18 protein-coding genes are annotated in these 19920 nt (G+C 72.6%); 4 read left to right on the top strand and 14 right to left on the bottom strand.

Annotated features, from left to right (window positions below):
- Positions 1-17: 17 nt before the first annotated feature.
- From purB to AB0L59_RS33715, 8 genes are all read right to left on the bottom strand, one after another.
- The gene (gene purB, locus AB0L59_RS33750; RefSeq protein ID WP_365590465.1) at positions 18-1460 is read right to left on the bottom strand and encodes an adenylosuccinate lyase; all 1443 of its coding nucleotides are present in this window, start codon (positions 1458-1460) and stop codon (positions 18-20) included.
- A 945-nt stretch (positions 1461-2405) separates the two neighbouring features.
- On the bottom strand, positions 2406-3188 hold the full coding sequence (locus AB0L59_RS33745; RefSeq protein ID WP_365590464.1) for an SGNH/GDSL hydrolase family protein: 783 nt from the start codon (positions 3186-3188) through the stop codon (positions 2406-2408).
- A 96-nt stretch (positions 3189-3284) separates the two neighbouring features.
- Positions 3285-4304 carry a hemolysin family protein gene (locus tag AB0L59_RS33740; protein WP_365590463.1) on the bottom strand — a complete coding sequence of 340 codons (1020 nt, stop codon included), beginning with the start codon at positions 4302-4304 and terminating at the stop codon, positions 3285-3287.
- Complete coding sequence (locus AB0L59_RS33735) at positions 4301-5644, bottom strand: hemolysin family protein (protein WP_365590462.1); 1344 nt, start codon at positions 5642-5644, stop codon at positions 4301-4303. The genes AB0L59_RS33740 and AB0L59_RS33735 overlap by 4 nt, the downstream gene beginning before the upstream one ends.
- Positions 5645-5797: 153 nt before the next feature.
- Entirely contained in the window at positions 5798-6226 is a 429-nt protein-coding gene (locus tag AB0L59_RS33730) for a GNAT family N-acetyltransferase (protein ID WP_365590461.1), read from the bottom strand.
- A 45-nt stretch (positions 6227-6271) separates the two neighbouring features.
- A complete protein-coding gene (locus AB0L59_RS33725) occupies positions 6272-7156 on the bottom strand; it encodes an LLM class F420-dependent oxidoreductase (RefSeq protein WP_365590460.1) in 885 nt (294 codons plus the stop codon).
- Positions 7157-7221: 65 nt separating this feature from the next.
- Entirely contained in the window at positions 7222-9792 is a 2571-nt protein-coding gene (locus AB0L59_RS33720; protein ID WP_365590459.1) for an ABC transporter permease, read from the bottom strand.
- A gap of 4 nt (positions 9793-9796) precedes the next feature.
- Positions 9797-10603, bottom strand: coding sequence for an ABC transporter ATP-binding protein (locus AB0L59_RS33715; RefSeq protein WP_365590458.1), 807 nt, complete (start codon positions 10601-10603; stop codon positions 9797-9799).
- A gap of 117 nt (positions 10604-10720) precedes the next feature.
- Between AB0L59_RS33715 and AB0L59_RS33710 the strand changes: the two genes are divergently transcribed.
- Positions 10721-10960, top strand: a complete 240-nt coding sequence (locus tag AB0L59_RS33710) for a toxin-antitoxin system HicB family antitoxin (protein ID WP_365590457.1) — start codon at positions 10721-10723, stop codon at positions 10958-10960.
- A gap of 4 nt (positions 10961-10964) precedes the next feature.
- Positions 10965-11339 carry a fic family toxin-antitoxin system, toxin component gene (locus AB0L59_RS33705; protein WP_365590456.1) on the top strand — a complete coding sequence of 125 codons (375 nt, stop codon included), beginning with the start codon at positions 10965-10967 and terminating at the stop codon, positions 11337-11339.
- Here the strand turns inward: AB0L59_RS33705 and AB0L59_RS33700 are convergent, their stop codons facing one another.
- From AB0L59_RS33700 to bioB, 4 genes are all read right to left on the bottom strand, one after another.
- Complete coding sequence (locus AB0L59_RS33700; protein WP_365590455.1) at positions 11340-12032, bottom strand: class I SAM-dependent methyltransferase; 693 nt, start codon at positions 12030-12032, stop codon at positions 11340-11342. It abuts the gene before it with no gap.
- Between the two features lie 986 nt (positions 12033-13018).
- Complete coding sequence (gene bioD, locus AB0L59_RS33695; protein ID WP_365590454.1) at positions 13019-13735, bottom strand: dethiobiotin synthase; 717 nt, start codon at positions 13733-13735, stop codon at positions 13019-13021.
- Position 13736: 1 nt separating this feature from the next.
- Positions 13737-15026 carry an adenosylmethionine--8-amino-7-oxononanoate transaminase gene (locus tag AB0L59_RS33690; protein ID WP_365590453.1) on the bottom strand — a complete coding sequence of 430 codons (1290 nt, stop codon included), beginning with the start codon at positions 15024-15026 and terminating at the stop codon, positions 13737-13739.
- Positions 15019-16203 (bottom strand): biotin synthase BioB, encoded by a 1185-nt coding sequence (bioB, locus tag AB0L59_RS33685; protein WP_365590452.1) that lies wholly within the window; start codon positions 16201-16203, stop codon positions 15019-15021. Before bioB ends, AB0L59_RS33690 begins: the two co-directional genes overlap by 8 nt.
- 147 nt (positions 16204-16350) lie before the next feature.
- Here bioB and AB0L59_RS33680 point away from each other — a divergent pair, with 147 nt between their 5' ends.
- The gene (locus AB0L59_RS33680) at positions 16351-17478 is read left to right on the top strand and encodes an 8-amino-7-oxononanoate synthase (RefSeq protein ID WP_365590451.1); all 1128 of its coding nucleotides are present in this window, start codon (positions 16351-16353) and stop codon (positions 17476-17478) included.
- Between the two features lie 76 nt (positions 17479-17554).
- On the opposite strand, the gene AB0L59_RS33675 is transcribed toward AB0L59_RS33680, so the two are convergent.
- Both AB0L59_RS33675 and AB0L59_RS33670 read right to left on the bottom strand, forming a co-directional pair.
- Positions 17555-17776 (bottom strand): DUF397 domain-containing protein, encoded by a 222-nt coding sequence (locus tag AB0L59_RS33675; protein ID WP_365590450.1) that lies wholly within the window; start codon positions 17774-17776, stop codon positions 17555-17557.
- Positions 17777-17785: 9 nt separating this feature from the next.
- Positions 17786-18646, bottom strand: a complete 861-nt coding sequence (locus tag AB0L59_RS33670; RefSeq protein WP_365590449.1) for a helix-turn-helix transcriptional regulator — start codon at positions 18644-18646, stop codon at positions 17786-17788.
- A 213-nt stretch (positions 18647-18859) separates the two neighbouring features.
- On the opposite strand from AB0L59_RS33670, the gene AB0L59_RS33665 reads away from it, so the two are divergent.
- Positions 18860-19420: an ATP-binding protein gene (locus AB0L59_RS33665; protein ID WP_365590448.1), complete on the top strand. Its 561-nt coding sequence runs from the start codon at positions 18860-18862 to the stop codon at positions 19418-19420.
- Positions 19421-19920 lie beyond the last annotated feature (500 nt).

The raw sequence follows: 19920 nt of genomic DNA, 5'->3' as shown, positions 1-19920 counted from the left end.
TGAGCGGGGAGCGCGGGTCAGAGGATCGCTCCGGGGGTGTAACCGGCGGCCTCCGGGTGCCGCTTGACGATCTCCTCGATCCGGCCGACGACGGCACCGACCTGGTCGGCGGCGGCACCGGTGAAGGACAGCTTGTCGGCCATCAGTGCGGCCAGCCGCTCGCGGTCGAGCGGCAGCCGCTCGTCGGCGGCGAGCTTGTCCAGCAGGTCGTTGCGCTCGGCCCCCTGCTCGCGCATGGCGAGCGCGGTGGCCACGGCGTTCTCCTTGATCGCCTCGTGCGCGACCTCACGGCCCACACCGGCCCGGACGGCGCCCATGAGCACCTTGGTGGTGGCGAGGAACGGAAGGTAGCGGTCCAGCTCGCGGGCGATGACGGCCGGGAAGGCCCCGAACTCGTCGAGAACCGTCAGGAAGGTCTCCAGCAGGCCGTCCAGCGCGAAGAACGCGTCCGGCAGCGCGACCCGGCGCACCACCGAGCAGGACACGTCGCCCTCGTTCCACTGGTCGCCCGCCAGCTCGCCGGTCATCGAGGCGTAGCCGCGCAGGATGACCATGAGGCCGTTGACGCGCTCGCAGGAGCGGGTGTTCATCTTGTGCGGCATCGCGGAGGAACCGACCTGGCCCGGCTTGAAGCCTTCTGTGACCAGTTCGTGCCCCGCCATCAGCCGGATCGTCTTGGCCAGCGAGGACGGAGCCGCCGCCAGCTGCACCAGCGCGGTGACGACCTCGTAGTCCAGGGAGCGCGGGTAGACCTGGCCGACCGAGGTGAAGGCCTGCGAGAAGCCCAGGTGCCGCGCGATCCGGTTCTCCAGCTCGGCGAGCTTCGCCGCGTCGCCGCCGAGCAGGTCCAGCATGTCCTGCGCCGTGCCGACCGGGCCCTTGATGCCGCGCAGCGGGTACCGGACGAGGAGTTCCTCGACCCTGCCGTACGCCGCGAGCAGCTCGTCGGCGGCCGTCGCGAAACGCTTGCCCAGGGTCGTGGCCTGCGCGGCCACGTTGTGCGAGCGGCCGGCCATGACCAGCTCGGCGTACTCGCCGGCCAGCTTGCCGAGACGCGCCAGGACGGCCACCGTACGGTCGCGCACCAGCTCCAGCGAGAGCCGGATCTGCAGCTGCTCGACGTTCTCCGTCAGGTCGCGGGAGGTCATGCCCTTGTGCACGTGCTCGTGCCCGGCGAGGTCGTTGAACTCCTCGATCCGCGCCTTCACATCGTGCCGGGTGACCTTCTCGCGCTCGGCGATCGAGGCCAGGTCGACCGTGTCGAGGACCCGCTCGTAGTCGGCGATCGCCTCGTCCGGCACCTCGATGCCGAGGTCCTTCTGGGCGCGCAGCACGGCGAGCCAGAGCTGCCGCTCCAGCTTCACCTTCTGCTCGGGGGACCAGAGCGTGGCGAGCTCGGCGGAGGCGTAGCGTCCGGCGAGGACGTTCGGGATGCGGGGCTTGGCGGGCGCAGAAGTCACGTGACCAGAGTTTACCGTCCGTCCATACAGGGTCCGTCCCGTCCATGGGCTGGAGGAATCCACAGGTCAACAGGCTTCCGCGCGGGTCTGCGCGCGCCCGTTCGTGAGACGAGTGCGAGACGGCGGCCCCGCGCGAGCGTCGTTCGGCGACCTCGCGCTCGGACCGCTCAAGGCCGGCTCGGTCTTCAACGGTGCCTTGATCGGGAACGCGCGCCGTCATGTGGTCGAGGACATCGTTCCTCCCGTCGGCGCCCAGCCGCTCGCCCGCGTGCCGCTTGGGCGTCTCGCTCGTCTGCTCTGCCGTCGCACTCCCTGTCCCGTACATACGCGGTCAGGCCTCGCCCGGAAACGGGACGGCCCCCGCCGGTGCGCCGGCACCGACCAGGCCGTCCGAGCGCCGAACACGACCGTGAGGCAGGCGCCGGGGCCCGTCGGAGGCCCCGGCAGGTCACGTGCACCCCGAACGCCGGGACGGGGCACACGGTACGCCCGGCTTGCCCGGACCCGGTCGGGGCGAAGCCGGCGATGAACCGTCGCCCATTCGCAGTGGCGGCTCGCGACGTACCGCACCCCGTCCGACCATGCTGAACGCGCCGAACGGAGGACACGCGACGGGGGCAGCCCATGCGTGTTCGCCGCGTCATCGCTGCCGCCGGGGCCGTGGCCGCCCTCACCGGATTCGGCATCGCGAGCGACACGACAGCCCGGGTGACCAGGCCCACCATCGGCCCGGCCCAGAACACCGCGGACCGGTGCGAGACGTGTTCGGCTCAACAGGGGGCCGACCGCGATCTGTGCCTGCTTCAAGCGCTTGGCCGGAGTGGCGCGCCCCCGTCGTCCAGCGACGGCCGACGTGCACCACGTCGGCGGGCGCGTGTTCAAGCCGGGGCCGAGCTCGTGGATCCTGCCCCGGATGTTGATCACCGCCCGGTCACGACCCCGGCGCTATGCCTCGTACGGCAGCAGCTCGGGTCGCTTCGGCGGACGGCCGTCCCCGGAGGAGCGGCCGGTCAGGCGCCGGCCTATCCACGGCAGCAGGTGCTGTCGGGCGAACCGCGCGTCCGCGACCCGGCGTGTCACCCAGCCCGGGGGCGCCGAGGCCGCCATGGGCACGTGCCACTCGGTGTCCTCCGCCTCGTACCCGAGGGTCTGCCACACGGCCTCGGCGACGCGGCGGTGCCCTTCCGCCGTCAGGTGCAGCCGGTCCACGTCCCACAGCCGGGGGTCGCCCAGCGCGGGTGCCCCGTACAGGTCGACGACGAGCGCGCCGTGCCGGCCGGCCAGCTCCTCCACGCAGGCGAACAGCTCCTCCATGCGCGGCCGGAACCGCTCCAGCACCGGGCCCTGACGGCCGGGGCTGCGCATCAGCACCAGTTGCTTGCAGGACGGCGCCAGCCGCTCCACGGCCTCGGTCAGCAGGCCCTTCACCCGACCCATGTCGCACTTGGGGCGCAAGGTGTCGTTGAGGCCGCCGACCAGCGTGATCACATCGGCGTTCATGGCCGCCGCCACGTCCACCTGCTCGTCGACGATCTGCCCGATCAGCTTCCCGCGCACCGCCAGATTGGCGTACCGGAAGCCCGGTGTACGGGCGGCCATCCGCGTGGCGAGCAGGTCGGCCCAGCCCCGGTAGGAGCCGTCGGGCAGCAGGTCCGACATGCCCTCGGTGAAGGAGTCGCCGACGGCGACCAGGCTGCTGTACGGGAGAGGTGTGGGATTCGTCTGCATGGCGTGAGTGATGGTATCCCGGCTCCATACCCGCCGGTCGGTCGCCCCGGAATCACCCCCGGAACCGGCAACCGGCCCCCGCCGGCCACCCCGGAGTCATCCCGGCGCAGGCTGGCCGAACAGCTGCCGCAGCACGTCCTCCATGGTCACCAGGCCGGCCAGCCGTCCGTCGTCGCCGAGGACTGCCGCGAGGTGCGTGCGGCTGCCGCGCATCGCGGTCAGCACGTCGTCCAGCGGGGTGCGCTCCCGTACCCGCGCGATGGGCCGCATGTCCCGCAGCCGGAACGGCACATCCCGCGGCGAGGCGTCCAGCGCGTCCTTGACATGCAGGTAGCCCACGATCCGACGGCCCACGTCGACCACCGGGAACCGGGAGAAGCCCGAGGCGGCCGACAGCCCCTCCAGCTGTTCGGGGGTGACGCCCACATGTGCGTACACCACCCGCTCCAGCGGCACCACGACATCGCGCACCGGCCGGCTGCCCAGCTCCAGGGCGTCGTGCAGGCGCTCCTGCGCCCGGCCGTCGATCAGGCCGGCCTCGCTGGCGTCCTTGACGATCTCGGCGAGCTCGGCGTCCGTGAAGGTCGCCGCGACCTCGTCCTTGGCCTCCACCCGGAGCAGCTTCAGCAGACCGTTCGCGAAGGCGTTGACCGTGAAGATCACCGGGCGCAGCGCCCGGGACAGCGCGACCAGCGGTGGGCCGAGCAGCAGCGCGCTGCGCACGGGCTCGGCGAGCGCGATGTTCTTCGGGACCATCTCGCCCAGCAGCATGTGCAGGTACGTCGCGAGGGTCAGCGCGATCACGAAGGACACGACGTGGCCCGCGCTCTTGGGCACGCCGACCGCGTGGAACACCGGTTCCAGCAGATGCGCGATCGCCGGCTCGGCGACCACGCCCAGGACGAGCGTGCACAGCGTGATGCCCAGCTGGGCGGCGGCCAGCAGCGCGGAGACGTGCTCCAGGCCCCACAGCACGCTCCTCGCGCGCCGGTCGCCCTCCTGCGCGAGTGGCTCGACCTGCGACCGGCGTACCGAGATCAGCGCGAACTCGGCGCCGACGAAGAAGGCGTTGACGACCAGGGTCGTCAGACCGATCAGCAGCTGCACGGCGGTCATCGTGCCCCCTCCGCCCGATCGTGTGCCTGCTCGTCGTCCAGCGGCGCGTGCAGCAGTACCCGCGCCGCCCGCCGGCCCGTGGCGTCCACCACGTCCAGCCGCCACCCGGCGACCTCGACCCGGTCACCGGTCACCGGTATCCGGCCCAGCAGGGTCGCGACCAGCCCGGCCAGGGTCTCGTAGGGCCCCTCGGGCACCCGCAGTCCCACGCGTGCGAGCTGGTCGGTGCGGGCGGCGCCGTCGGCGGAGTACAGGGCCCGGCCTTGCTCGTCCGCCCCGGCGGGGGCGAGGTCGGGCGTCTCGTGCGGGTCGTGCTCGTCGCGTACCTCGCCGACGACCTCCTCGACGATGTCCTCCAGGGTCGCGACGCCCGCGGTGCCGCCGTACTCGTCGATGACGACGGCCATCGTGCGCCTGCCGCCCAGCCGGTCCAGCAGCCGGTCCACGGTCAGGGACTCGGGCACCAGCAGCGGCTCGCGCATCATCTGGTGGACGCGGCGGTGGCGGCGCTGCTCGACCGGCACGGCGAGGACGTCCTTGATGTGGGCGACACCGACGACCGAGTCCAGGCTGCCCTGGTAGACCGGGAACCGGGACAGACCGGTGGCCCGGGTCGCGTTCGCCACGTCCTCGCAGGTGGCCTGGATGTCGAGGGCGATGACCTGGACGCGCGGTGTCATCACGTTCTCCGCCGTCAGATCGGCCAGGTTCAGTGTCCGGACGAACAGCTCGGCGGTGTCCGGCTCCAGCGCGCCCTCCCTGGCGGAGTGCCGGGCGAGCGCCGCCAGCTCCTGCGGACCGCGCGCGGAGGCCAGCTCCTCGGCGGGCTCGATCCCGAACCGGCGCACGACGCGGTTCGCCGTGTTGTTCAGGTGCGTGATGAAGGGCCGGAAGGCCGCGCTGAACCAGCTCTGCGGGGTGCCGACCCGCTTCGCCATGGCCAGCGGCGCGGAGATCGCCCAGTTCTTGGGCACCAGCTCGCCGACGACCATCAGGAAGACCGTGGACAGGGCCGTACCGAGCACCAGGGCGACCGAGCTCGCCGTGGTGCCCGACAGGCCCATCGCCCGGAACGGGCCGGCCAGCAGCTTGGCGATCGACGGCTCGGCCAGCATGCCGACCACCAGGTTGGTCACGGTGATGCCCAGCTGGGCGCCGGAGAGCTGGAAGGTCAGGTTCCGTACGGCCTTCAGGGCGCCCGGAGCGCCGCGTTCGCCGCGCTCGGCGGCCCGCTCCAGCTCGCCGCGCTCCACCGTGGTCAGCGAGAACTCCGCCGCCACGAAGGCACCACAGGCCAGCGACAGCAGGATCGCCACCAGAAGCAGGAGCACTTCGGTCATCGGGTCACCCCCGTCCCATGATCGGACAGCGCAGGACGGGACGCGCGGTGACGCCTACCGGGAGGCTCGCCCATGGGCGGACGCTCACAACCTTTCATAGAGGGTCGAGTGCTCCCTCAATGGTAAAGGATGTGCAAAGGAGTCAGGATAGGCTCAGTCCGTGAGCAGCTTCACCCAGCGCCGCCAGTCCTCCTGCGGGCCGTAACCCGCGGCGCTCCAGGCGTGGTGCGCGGTCTCGTTGCGGACCAGCACCATCGCGTCCGCCCGTCGCCCGCCGAGCCGTACGAACCGTTCCTCGGCGGCGGCCAGCAGCGCCGAGGCGATGCCCTGCCGGCGGCGCCGCGGATGAACCGCGAGCCGGTACAGATGGCAGCGCCAGCCGTCGAACCCCGCGATCACCGTGCCCACCAGCTCGCCGTCCTCCCCCGTGGCGAGGATCAGGGCCTCGGGGTCGCGGGCGACCAGCCGCTCCACCCCGTCCCGGTCGTCGCTGATGCTGGTGCCCTCGGCGGCCGTCTTCCAGAAGGCGAGCACGGCGTCGAGGTCGGCGTGGGCCGCGGGGCGCAGGCGCAGATCAGTCATGTGATCATCGGAGCACGGGGTGGCCTTCCCGGGCGTGGATTTCCATCATGTGGACTCCGCGCGCAGCCGCTCCAGCACCGGCGCGAAGGTCTCCATGCACGGCTCCAGTACGGTCAGATACGAGAACCCGAACCGCTCGCGCAGCGCCCGCACCCGCGCGACGACGTCCTCCAGCGGGCCGGCCAGCACGACCGGGAGGGCCAGCGCGTCGTCCAGGGTCAGCTGCGCCTGCCGTTCCAGCAGCGGTTTCAGCACCGGCTCCGGGTCGTCCGTGACGGCCACCAGCTGGATCAGCAGGTTCAGCTCCGCCGGTTCCGCCCGGTCCGCCGACAGCTCCCGGTGGCGCGCGACCCGCTCGTCGAGCTCCTCGGCGGTGAGCGGCTCCAGCGTTCCCGGAGCGGACCCCGCACGGGCCCCGGTGAAGGCGGCGATGTCCGCGTGCTCGGCGGTCAGCCGCAGCATCCGGTCGCCGTTGGCGCCGATCAGCAGCGGCACCCGGGGCGTGGCGGGACGGGGCTGGTGGCCGGAGCCGAGCAGCCGGTCCAGTTCCGCCACCGTGCGCCGGAGGTGGTCCACCCGCTCGCGCGGCGAGCCGTACGGCAGCCCGGCCGTCTCGTGCTCGGCCCGCACATAGCCGGTGCCCAGCCCGAGTTCGAGGCGCCCGCCGGTGAGCGCGTCCGTGGTCGCGACCTCGCGGGCCAGCAGCGTCGGATTCCAGAAGCCCGCGTTGAGCACAAAGGTGCCGAGCCGGGGCCGCTCGGTGGCCTCGGCCGCCGCGACCAGCGCCGGGAACGGCGCGACCATGCCCAGGTGGTCCGGGACGAGGATCACGTCGTACCCCAGTTCCTCGGCGCGCCGGCACTTCGCGCGCCACTCGGCCGCGGCCGCGGGCGTGAGCAGATTGACCCCGAAGCGGAACGGACGCGGCATGAACTCTCCCCGGCACGACCTGATGTGACGCTCCATCGTGACCCCGTCGGGGCGACCGCGCACGGTCACTCGTGGGCGATCGCCGCCAGCACGTTCATCCGCGACGCCCGCAGCGCCGGCAAAAGGGCCGCCACCACACCCACCACCGCCGAGCCGAGTACGACGGCGACGATCGTGGTCCAGGGGATCGCCAGCGCCGTCAGCCCGCGCAGGGCCAGCACCTGCTGCATGCACACGCCCCAGACGAGCCCCAGCGCCAGCCCGAGCACCGCGCCGAACACCGCGATCACCACGGACTCCAGCCGGATCATCCGGCGCAACTGCCGCCGGCCCAACCCGATCGCCCGCAGCAGCCCGATCTCGCGGGTGCGCTCCACCACCGACAGGGCGAGGGTGTTGACCACGCCGAGCACCGCGATGACGATCGCCAGTCCGAGCAGCGCGTACACCAGATAGAGCAGGACGGCGATCTGGTCGTGGACGAGCGTCTTGTAGTCGGTCTGGTTGCGCACCTGGACCTGTGGGAACGGCTTCAGCGCCCGTTCCAGGAGGGGGCGCAGGTCCTGCGGTTTCGTGCCGCTCGCCGCGTTGACGTAGAGCACGGAGTCCTGCGCGCCCGGCACGTACCTCTGGAGGGTGGCGAGGCCGAAATAGAGGCCGCCCTGGGCGCCGAACCCTTCGGCCGTGTCCTGGTCGGTGAGCGCTCCGACGGTCAGCTCCGTGCGCCGCCCGCCCGGGAACTCGACCGGGACGACGCCGCCGAGGCGCACCCCGTGGTCCCGGGCGAAGTCGGCGTCCATGGCGAGGTGACCCTCCGCAAGCGCGGCCGCCGAACCGCCCTGCGCGTACGTGATGTGCACGACGTCGTCGAGCCCTGGGCCGTACCCGACGGCGGACGTCTGGACCCGCTGCCCGTTCGGCAGCCGTACGGCGACCTGGGTGAGCCGCTGCGCCACCACGAGCCCCACGCCGCGCGTGCGGGACACGGTGGTGCGCACCTCCTGGGTGAACGGGGTGAAGTTCGTGTTCTGGATGATGAAGTCGGCGCCGAGGTTCTTGTCGATCTGCCGGTCGAACGACGCGGACATCGAACTGCTCGCCACCGACATCCCGCCGACCAGGGCCAGACCCACCATGAGCGCGGCGGCCGTGGCGCCCGTACGACGCGGGTTGCGCAGGGCGTTGCGCTGGCTCATCCGGCCGACCGGGCCGAACAGCGCGGGGAACGCCGCGCCCAGCACCCGGATCACCGGCCGCACCAGCAGCGGACCGGCGACGACGGTCCCGATCAGCGTCAGGGCCACGCCGAGCCCGAGCAGCGAGGCCGCCTGCGCGGTCCGCGTGGCCGCCGCGCATCCGGCCAGCGCCGCGGCGCCGACCGCCCCGATCACCGCACCGACGACGGCCCGTGCCTTCAACGGCTTGCCCACGCCCGCGACTTCGGCATCGGCGAGCGCCGCCATCGGTGAGACGGCCGCGGCGCGCCGCGCGGGCAGATAGGCGGCCACGAAGGTGACGCCGACACCGACGACGTACGCGGCGACGGGCGTGCCCCAGCCGATCACCATCTCCGTGGCCTTCAGGTTCATCCCGAACGCGCCCATCAGCCGGATCAGGCCCAGCGCCAGCCCGATTCCGGCCGCGAGACCGAGCGTCGAGCCGACCAGCCCGAGCAGCAGCGCCTCCGTGAGCACCGAGCGCCGCACCTGCCGCCGGTCCGCGCCGAGGGCACGCAGCAGGCCCAGTTCCCGGGTGCGCTGCGCGATCAGCATGGAGAAGGTGTTGACGATGAGGAACACGCCGACGAGGAGAGCGACACCGGCGAAGCCCAGCATCACGTACTTGATCACGTCCAGGAACGTGCCGAGGCTGGCCGCGGCCGACTTGGCCTGCTCGTTCGCGGTCTTCAGGTCGTAGCCCCCGGTGCCGACCGCCAGGCCGACACGCCGCTTCAGCTCGACGTCGGACACGCCCTTGGCCGCGTCCACCGCGATGCTGGTCGCCTTCGCGGCGGAACCGAGCAGTTGGCGGCCCGCCACCGCCGGGTCCAGGAAGACCAGGGCCGCGCCGGGGTTGGTGGTGGTGAACGTGGCGATGCCGACGACCCGCACCCGGAACGTGCCCGGCTGTGCCTGCACGGTCAGCGTGTCGCCGATCCGTACGTCCTTCCTGTCGGCCGTGTCGGCGTCCAGCAGCGCCTCACCCGCACCGTGCGGCGCATGGCCGGAGGTGAGCTTCACCGGGCTGCGACGAGTGACGTACCAGGCCGTCGCGATGGTCGGGGCACCGGTGGTCGGGCCGACGGACCGGTCGTGGCCGTCGATCACGACGGCGTTCTGCACCGACACCTCGGCGCGGGCCGCCGCGACCCCGTCGACCTTCGCCACGCGGTTCCTCAGCGCGGCGGGCACGGTCTGCACCGAACCGCTCACCCGCGCCGACCTCAGGTCCTGCTGCTTCGGCTGGACCGTCACGTCGGCGGCGGTGGAGGCGAACAACCGGTCGAACGTACGCGTCACGGTGTCGGAGAAGATCAGGCTGCCCGCGACGAACGCCACGGACAGGACGACGGCCAGCGCGGACAGCGCGAGCCGCCCCTTGTGGGCGAGGAAACTCCTCAGGGTCGCCTTCAGCACCCGGTCAGTCCTCTCGGGCGGTGCCGTCGTCCCCGACGCCGAGCCGGCCACGGACGACGTCGAACCGCTTCATGCGTTCCAGTACGGCCTCCGCCGTCGGGCGTTCCATCTCGTCCACGATCCGCCCATCGGCCAGGAACAGAACCAGGTCGGAATGGGCGGCGGCGCCGGGATCGTGGGTCACCATGACGACCGTCTGCCCGAGATCGTCCACCGCCTCGCGCAGAAAGCCCAGCACCTCCAGCCCGGCCCGCGAGTCGAGGTTGCCGGTCGGCTCGTCCGCGAAGATCAGCTCCGGACGGGAGGCCAGCGCCCTCGCACACGCGACCCGCTGCTGCTGACCTCCGGAGAGCTGGGCGGGCCGGTGCGTGAGGCGGTCGCGCAGGCCGAGGGTGTCGATGACCTGGTCCAGCCACCGCGGGTCGGGCCTGCGGCCCGCGATGTCCATCGGCAGGGTGATGTTCTCGGCGGCCGTGAGCGTCGGGATGAGGTTGAACGACTGGAACATGAACCCGACGCGGTCCCGCCGTAGCCGGGTCAGCTCCCGGTCCCGCAGCCCCGTGATCTCGGTGCCGCCCAGCCACACCTGACCGGCCGACACCGTGTCGAGCCCCGCCAGACAGTGCATCAGCGTGGACTTCCCGGAGCCCGAAGGCCCCATCACGGCGGTGAAGCGGCCGCGCGTGATGTCCACGTCCACCGAGTCCAGCGCGATGACGGCCGTCTCGCCGGAGCCGTAGGCCTTGGTCAGGCCGCGGGCGCGGGCCGCGACGGCGCCGTCCGGTGCGTACTGCGCAGCAGCTGTGGACAAGACCGCCTCCCGGTCGCCTGAACCGCCCGTCCCGGGCGAGCGTAGGGGACAAGCCGGCCCGGCGCACCGGTTCCGTGCGCCCTTGCCTTGCTAGCGCCCCGGCGCTAGCGTCGAGGCATGGCGAAGACCCAGCTGAACGTGCGCGTGGACGAGGGCACCGCCCGCGCGGCCCGCGAACGCGCCCTGGCCCGCGGCATCAGCGTCAACCGCTATATAGAAGAGCTGGTCAGACAGGACACGGGGGAGGCCGGCCGTACGTTCGTCGAGGCCGCCGCCGACTTCATGAAGCAGTACGAGTCCGTGTTCGCCGAGGAGTTCGGCGAGACCCGCGGCCCTGGTACCGGGGACGGCCGCTGATCCCTTGAACGAGCTCAGCATCGACCTCGCCTGGCTCCTCATGCTCGCCGAACAGAAGACGCCCGGGGACCCACAGGTCACCGACTGGGGCGCGCTGGTCGCCGCCGTCGCACGGCACCGCGCCGACATATTCGGCGTGCCCGTGTACGACGACCCGCACACCCGCGCCGCCTCCCTGCTCCAGCTGCTGATCCACCTGCCGGCGCTGGAGCGGTCCAACGCGCTGTTCGCCTCCGCGGTCGCCTACGCGTTCCTGGTCGCCAGCGGTGTGAAGGTGGTCACCACACCCGAGCAGGTGCGGGACCTCGCCCGGCTGGTGAAGGAGGGCGCGGCCGGGGTGGACGACATCGCGCGCGAACTGCGCGGCTGGGGCGTGTGATCAGCGCGCGTTCGGCTCGTCCGGCCGCCAGGCGACGCCGAGCGCGCAGTACGAGGACGGCAGTGCCGGGCCCTTGTCCGGCATCAGCATCTGCCGCTGAGGGCCGAGGGTGAACCCGGCCGCGCGCAGCGCGGTCACCGGCTGCCGGGCCAGATGGCAGCCGCCGGCCAGCGTCGGCCACACCGTCCGGTCCAGGGTGCGCTGGGTCAGTGTCATCAGGCGGCCGCCGCCCAGGCCGTGCTCGAAGAACCGCACCTGGCCGCCCGGCCTGAGTACGCGCCGTACCTCGCTCAGTGCCCGGGGCACGTCCCGCACGCTGCACAACACCAGGGACAGGACGGCCGCGTCGAAGGCCTCGCTCTTGACCGGCAGTGCCTCGGCCGCGCCCGGCACCACGTCGACCGGCACCTGGGCACGCAGCGCCGACTCCAGCGCCAACTGCCTGAGCAGCGGCTCCGGTTCGATCGCGACGACCTCGGCGACGGTGCCCGGATAGTGCGAGAAGTTCAGCCCGTTGCCCGCGCCGATCTCGATCACCCGGCCGGACAGCCCGGCGAGCAGCCGCTCACGCACTCCGGCCATGCCCAGCCGGGTCTCGGCGCTCACGCTGAAGCGGGCGTAGTAGCGGGCGAACAGGGGGTGGTGCACGGGGTCCCGCGCCACCCGGTCGGAGCCGGTGGAGAGCAGCCGCATGGTGAACCTCCCGGGGGACGGCCTAGGAAGAGTTTCCCCCGCACGACGGCTCTTGCACCCTCGCCCCCAGCCCCCGCCAGGGGCTCCGCCCGGGCCCCGTCCTCGTTCGGCTGCAGGGCGGGGCCGCGGATTCGCTTCGGTCGGCTGGAAAGCGGGCGCGCCGGCTTGGCCCGTCCGACCCGCTGGGGCCGGCCGGCCACTTGGTTCGGTTCGGCTGGAGGGTGGGCCCGGCGGCTCGGTTCGGTCGGCTGGAGGACGGGTTCGCGGGTTTGGTCCGATTGCCCGGAGGGGGCCGGCAGCCGGTTCGCGCGGCGGTACCTCAGACCCATCACTCGGTTCGCCCGGCAGCAGGGCAGACCCCTCGGCTCGGTCGGCTGGAGGACGGGTTCGCGGGGCTCGGTTCGCGCGGGCGGTACCTCAGACCCATCACTCGGTTCGCCCGGCAGCAGGGCAGACCCCTCGGCTCGGTCGGCTGCAGGGCGGCCCCGCCGATCGGTTCTCTCGGCTGGAGACGGGGACTCGGGCCGCGTGCCGTGCGGGTCCGGAGGCCGTCCGGGTTACGGCGGCCGGCGGGTCCGGGGCGTGTTGCGGCTGCTGCTGGGGCTGGCGGCGGGCCTCGTTGCCTCGGCCACGGAGGCCTGTGGGCCGCAGTCGCCTTGTGTCGCCAACGGCACTTGCTGGGGCCGAGGGCGTGTTGTGTCGGCTGTGGCGGCCGGTGGGCCGCACCGTCGGCAACGGCCCTTGCTGGGCCCCGGGCGTGTTGTGCCGCCAACGGGACTTGCTGGGGCCGGGGGTGTGGTGTGGTGGCTGTGCCGGCTGCGGGGCCTCGTTGCCTCGGCCACGGAGGCCTGTGGGCCGCAGTCGCCTTGTGTCGCCAACGGCACTTGCTGGGGCCGAGGGCGTGTTGTGTCGGCTGTGGCGGCCGGCGGGCCCGGGGCGCGTTGCGGCGGCAACGGCACCTGCCGGGCCCGGGGCGCTCGTGGCGGCTAGGGGGCCTGTCGCACCCGGAACGCCTCCGCGTCCCAGGTGCCGTCCAGGCGAGGGGCCAGCCAAGTCGGCGCTGCCGTACGGAAGTCGGCCGGTGACAGCGTGCCCGCCCCGGAGGGGATCGCGCCGAGCAGCGGGGCTCCGGCGACCTGCGGCAGGTCGGTCACGTTGCAGCGCGTGGCCAGGTCGGGGGAGTCCGGCCAGCTGCCGATGACCACGCCGGCCAACTCCAGGTCCCGGCGCCGCAGTTCGAGTGCCGTGAGTTCGGTGGTGTTGAGCGTGCCCAGGCCGGCCTGGGCGACGACCAGCACCGGCGCGCCCAGCAGTCCCGCCGCTTCGGCCAGAGTGCCGCCGGCCGCGTCGAACCGGACGAGCAGTCCGCCCGCCCCTTCGACCAGCACCAGCTCGTGCTCGGCGGCCAGCTTCGCCGCCCGCTCGGCCACCTCGTGTGGGTGGACGGGTGCCATCCCGGCCCTGCGGGCCGCCGTGCCGGGCGCCAACGGCTCGGGATAGCGGGCCAGTTCGGTGGCCGTGACCGGTCCCGCGAGCCGCGCGACCTCGTCGGCGTCCCCGCGCTCGTCCGGCCGCACGCCCGTCTGCGCGGCCTTCAGCACGGCCACCGACCGCCCGGCGGCGAGCGCGGCGGCGGCGACGGCGGCCGTGGTGACGGTCTTGCCGACCTCCGTGCCCGTCCCTGTGATCACCAGTACCGGCATGTCATCCCTCCCGCGCCGCGGCGCACACCGCGCGCGCGATCCGTGCCACGTCCTCATCCGAGGTGATGTACGGCGGCATCGTGTAGATCAGGTCGCGGAACGGGCGCAGCCAGACGCCCTCCCGCACGGCGGCCCCGGTGGCCGCGGCCATGTCCACCTCGTGGTCGAGCTGGACGACGCCGATCGCCCCGAGCACGCGGACGTCCCGCACGCGGGGGAGCTCACGGGCCGGCGCGAGGCCTTCCCACAGGCCCGCCTCGATCCGCTTGACCTCCGCCCGCCAGTCCTGGCCCAAGAGCAGTTCGATCGAGGCGCAGGCCACGGCCGCCGCCAACGGGTTGCCCATGAACGTCGGCCCGTGCGCGAGCACCGGCACCTCGCCCCGCGAGATGCCGTCGGCGACCCGCGCGGTGCACAGCGTGGCCGCCAGAGTCAGATAGCCGCCGGTCAGCGCCTTGCCCACACACATCACATCCGGGGTGACACCCGCGTGCTCCGCCGCGAACAGCGCGCCCGTGCGGCCGAAACCGGTGGCGATCTCGTCGAACACCAGCAGCACGTCGTGCGCGTCGCACGCCTCCCGCAGCACCCGGAGATACGCGGGGGAGTGGAAGCGCATCCCGCCCGCACCCTGCACGACCGGCTCCACGATCACCGCGGCCAGCTCGTGCGCGTGGCGTGCGATCAGCTCGCGCAGATGGTCCGCGTACGGTTCCTCGTACGCCGTCGGCGGTGCGTCGGCGAACACCTGGCGCGGCAGCACGCCGGACCACAGCCCGTGCATCCCGCCCTCGGGGTCGCACACCGACATCGGGTTCCAGGTGTCGCCGTGGTAGCCGCCCCGCCAGGTCAGCAGCCGCTGCTTGCCGGACCGGCCCAGCGAACGCCAGTACTGCAGGCACATCTTCACCGCCACCTCGACCGACACCGAACCGGAGTCGGCGAGGAACACATGCTCGAGTCCGGCCGGAGACATGTCGACAAGGCGCTTCGCGACCCGTACGGCGGGTTCGTGTGTGAGCCCGCCGAACATCACATGGCTCATCCGCCCGAGCTGCCCGTGCGCCGCCTCGTTCAGGACCGGGTGGTTGTAGCCGTGGATGGCCGACCACCATGAGGACATGCCGTCCACCAGTTCGCCCGAGCCGTCCGCGAGCCGCAGCCGGACCCCGCTCGCCGACTCCACGACGAGCGGTTCGACGCGTCCGGGCATCGGGCCGTAGGGATGCCACACATGCCGGCGATCCAGCTCCAGCAGCTCGGGCACGCTCAGGCCGGGCAGATCAGGCATTGGGCGCGAGGTCCGTTCCGGCGCCCCGGCGGCGCACGGCGACCAGGTCGGTGCGCGGCTCCTGCGCGGCCGGCTCCGCCGCCGTGCCGCACGCACCGGCCGCCGTACCGCACGCGTCCGCGCCCTCGTGCGAGCCGCAGCCCTCGTGCGAGCCGCAGCCGCCCGCGGCCTCGACCCGGTGCTCCGGCAGCGTCACCTCGCCGGCGCCCTCCACCTCGAATCCGGCGTCCGCGATCATCTCCAGGTCGGCCTTGCCGGCCTGGCCCTCGCTGGTCAGGTAGTCGCCGAGGAAGATGGAGTTGGCGAGGTGCAGGGCGAGCGGCTGCATCGTACGGAGGTGGACCTCGCGGCCGCCGGCGATACGCACCTCCACGTCCGGGCAGACGAACCGGACCATCGCGAGGATCCGCAGGCAGCGCTGCGGGGTCAGGTTCCACTCCTTGGCCAGCGGCGTGCCCTCGAACGGGATGAGGAAGTTCACCGGCACCGAGTCCGGGTCCAGGTCCCGCAGCGAGAAGACCACGTCGACCAGGTCCTCGTCGCTCTCGCCCATGCCCGCGATCAGGCCGGAGCAGGCGGACAGTCCGGCCGCGTGCGCCTTCTGCACCGTGTCCACCCGGTCGGCGTACGTGTGCGTGGTCGTGATGTCCGCGTACGTCCCCTCGGACGTGTTGAGGTTGTGGTTGTAGGCGTCCGCGCCGGCCTCGCGCAGCCGTTCCGCCTGGCCGTCGGAGAGCAGACCGAGGCAGGCGCACACCTCGACCTGTTCGTTCTGCTCCTTGATCGTCCTGATGGTCTCCGAGACCCGGTCCACGTCCCGGTCCGTCGGGCCGCGCCCGCTGGCCACCAGGCAGACGCGCTTGGCGCCGCCCGCGAGACCGGCGGCGGCCGCCTCGGAGGCCTCGTCGGGCTTGAGCCAGGTGTACTTCAGGATGTCGGCCTTCGAGCCGAGCCGCTGGGAACAGTAGGAGCAGTCCTCCGGGCACAGGCCCGACTTGAGGTTCACCAGATAGTTGAGTTTCACGCGTCGCCCGAACCAGTGCCGGCGCACCTTCCCGGCCGCGGCCACCACATCGAGCAGGTCGTCGTCGGAGGTGGCCAGAACGGCGAGCGCTTCCTCGCGGGTCGGCAGCTCGCGCCGAAGCCCCTTGTCCACCAGCGTGTTCAGCAGGTCCATGAGCCCTGATCCTGTCCTACGGAACCGCCCCGGGCCAAGGAGAGTTTGCACAACGGAGACGGTTCACCGTGTGGGTATTGCCACACCCTGGGCGGCTGGTCGTACCGCTAGGGTCTGTCCGCTACCTACAAAAGCCCCGGAGGACCCATGGCGTTCGGCTGGATCGACGACCAGGCCGAGGCGCGCCGCCGCGCCGGACTCGTACGCACCCTGCGCCCGCGCCCGGCCGACTCGCCGCTGCTGGATCTGGCGAGCAACGACTACCTGGGCCTCGCCCACCACCCCGAGGTCACCGAGGGGGCCGCCCGGGCCGCCCGGACCTGGGGCGGCGGGGCCACCGGCTCCCGGCTGGTCACCGGCACCACCGAGCTGCACACCGAGCTGGAGCGCGAGCTGGCCGCGTTCTGCGGCTTCGAGGCGGCGCTGGTCTTCTCCTCCGGATACGCCGCCAACCTGGCCGCGGTCACCGCGCTCGGCCCGCACGGCTCGCTGATCGTGTCCGACGCGGGCAACCACGCCTCCCTCATCGACGGCTGCCGGCTCGCCCGGGGCGACAAGCAGGTCGTCGGGCACGCCGACCCGGAGGCGGTGCGCAAGGCCCTGGCCACCCATCAGGGAGCGGCCATCGTCGTCTCCGACACCGTGTTCTCGGTCGACGGCGACCGGGCACCGCTGGCCGAGCTGGCCGAGGCGTGCCGGGAGCGCGGCGCGGGCCTGGTCGTGGACGACGCCCACGGGCTCGGCGTCCTGGGCGACGGCGGCCGGGGCGCGCCCTACGCGGCCGGGCTGGCCGGGGCCGCGGACGTGGTGGTCACGGCCACGCTTTCCAAGTCGCTGGGCAGTCAGGGCGGGGTGGTGCTCGCCCCGGCGCGGGTCATCGACCATCTGGTCAACGCGGCCCGGACCTTCATCTTCGACACGGGCCTCGCCCCGGCGGCGGCCGGTGGGGCCCTGGCGGCGCTGCGGCTGCTCGTGCGGGAGCCCGAGCGTGCGGCGCGCGCCCGGGAGGTGGCCGCGCAGCTGCACGCACGGCTGACCGCCGCGGGTCTGGAAGCGGTGCGTCCGGACGCCGCGGTGGTCTCCGTGCGGGCTCCGTCCCCCGATCAGGCGGTGCGCTGGGCGGCCGACTGCCGTACCGCGGGGCTGGCCGTGGGCTGTTTCCGTCCTCCTTCCGTGCCCGACGGCATCTCACGGCTGCGGCTGACCGCCCGAGCGGACCTGTCCGGGGCCGAGATCGAACGTGCTGTACGTGTGATCGGCGAAACGCGACCATGAGTCGGCGTGACACGGCCGTGCTGTGCGCCGGAACGATCCCGGGTGATCCCGAATGATTGCGTGTGATTGGTTCTGATCAGATGGCGGTCAGGAAACCGGCCCAGCTCTCGGCCGAGAAGACCAGGGCGGGGCCGGCCGGGTTCTTCGAGTCGCGCACGGCGAGCAGTCCGGCCCCCGGGCCGGAGCGCGGCCGGGCCGTCTCCACGCAGTTGTTGGCTCCCGTGCTGTAGCTGCTGCGCAGCCAGCGCACGTCGTGCAGGTCGGTACTGGCAGGGACGTTCCGAGGCAGTGCGGTCATGGTGCCTCCTTACGCGCCGTCACCTATCCCGGCGATGTAGTCCAACGAGTCCTCGGGGGAAAGGGCGTGAAACCGAAGGGTGTCGAAGGCCTCGCTGTAGGCCATGAGGTCTTCTTTCCGTTCCAGGTAGAGGCTACTCGTCAACTGGTCGAGAACAACCACGTCCAGATCAGAAGTGCTCGGAAATGAGAAGATAACGAAAGGCCCGGTGAGACCGATATGCGCCCCGGCGCCGAACGGCAGTACCTGCAGCCGCACTTGGGGCAGCCGCGCAGCCTCCGTCAGCCGCTCCAGCTGCCGGGCCATCACCCCGGGGCCGCCGACCTCGCGCCGCAGCACCGCCTCGTCCAGCACCGCGCTCAGCTCCAGCGGCCGTGCGGCGCGGAGCACGTCCTGCCGCGCCAGCCGCACCTCCACCAGCGCGTCCAGGCTCTCGTCGTCCAGGTCCTTCACGGCCGCCCGGGTCACCGCGCGGGCGTACTCGCGGGTCTGCAGCAGTCCGGGCACTACCGTGGTCTCCAGCGTGCGCATCGCGCTCGCCTGCGACTCCAGGCTGATGAAGTCCCGGTACGCCGGCGGCAGTACCCCTCGGTAGGCGTGCCACCAGCGGTGCCGGTCGCCCGCGTCCTCGGAGCTCGCCAGCATCAGCAGCAGCTCGCACAGCTGCCCGTCCCGCACCCCGTAGGCGTCGAGCAGTAACCGCACATCGGCTGGTTTCACGCCGCTGGCACCGGTCTCGATACGGCTCACCTTCGACTGGTGCCAGCCGACCAGCCGAGCCGCCTCACCGCTGGTGAGCCCAGCACCGGTACGCAGCATGCGCAGTTCGGCGCCCAGTTTGCGGCGGCGCACTGCCGGCCCGTTCTGCATGGGCTCCTCCTTACTCCTTCCGAGCCGCCCGAATACGGTTTCGCGTCGCAGAGTTCACCGCATCGGGCGACAGATATATGCATATCTTGGTGGATCGCGCCCCGTGACCGACCCGGTGATGGCAGTCTGACGCGCAAGCACCAGTCCGGGACCGTACTCGAACCATCCGCTCCGTGTCGGACTGCGATCCCGTGGGAAAGGGACGACGTCGCCATGGCAGACCATCTGGAAGCATCCGTCACTCTGCCGAGCGATCCCGCCTCGGTCTCCGCCGCCCGCACCTATGTCGTGGGCACGCTCGCGGAGTGGGGCCTGCCGTCGGACACCGAGACAGCCGACACGGTGCGGCTCATCGTCTCCGAACTCGCCACGAACGCCGTACAGCACACCTTCGGTCAGTCACCCACCTTCACGGTCGACATCGCGCTGGACCGTGACGAACATCTGCGCATCGGCGTCACGGACAGTCATCCGCGCTTTCCGAAGAGACTGCCCGCCGCCGTCCAGCAGGACAACGGCCGCGGCCTGGTCATCATCCGCTGGCTCACCGCGGAGTGCGGCGGCAGACTCCGCGTCCGCCCCACCCGTGAGGGCGGCAAGACGGTCTCCATCGAACTTCCCTGGGCGCTCCCGGCGGAGCCGGTGCCGGCGGTGCCCCACAGGGGGATGGGCCTGTGTCCGAACGCGGTCGCACCGCAGTGGGGAGCCCCCGCACCGACCGAGGTCGAGAGCGGGGCCGTGACCGGCCACGAGGGCACCCCGGACAGGGCCTAGCGCCCGGCTCCGCCGAAGGCTGCGCGCAGCAGGGCACGGAACGTCCGCGGCGTGTGTCGTCTCCTCAGGGGGGTGGGTCAGCGAGATCGTCCGGCTCGGCCGGCCCGCCTCCGGGCGGCGAACGCCGACCGGTGTGACCGCAGTGCGGGCCACCGTCTCCGGTGCGACGGCCACGCCCGGCCCGGCGTTGACCAGTGCGCACACCACGCCGTACCCGGGCTTCGGCACCAGCGGCGCCGTGCTGATCAGCGCGTGTCCCGGCGCGGTCACCAGAACCAGTTCCTCCACCAGGACCGGCTACAGACGCACCGACGACGGCGGCGGAGGCTGCCCCGGACGCTCCTGCCCGCGCCGATCGTGTCCGCACCGGCACCGGCGTGGTTCCGGGCGGCGGCGTTGCTGGTGGACCGGGCGGCGGCATGACTGCGCCGACCCCGGGCCGCCCGTGGGCTCCAGGCGGGCACCGGGGCGCTGACGGTGCCGGGAGCGGCCCTGTTGCT

It is taken from the genome of Streptomyces sp. NPDC052109, from assembly GCF_040680195.1.
Taxonomy (GTDB): Bacteria; Actinomycetota; Actinomycetes; order Streptomycetales; family Streptomycetaceae; genus Streptomyces.
This window is presented reverse-complemented; position numbering and strand designations above follow the sequence as displayed.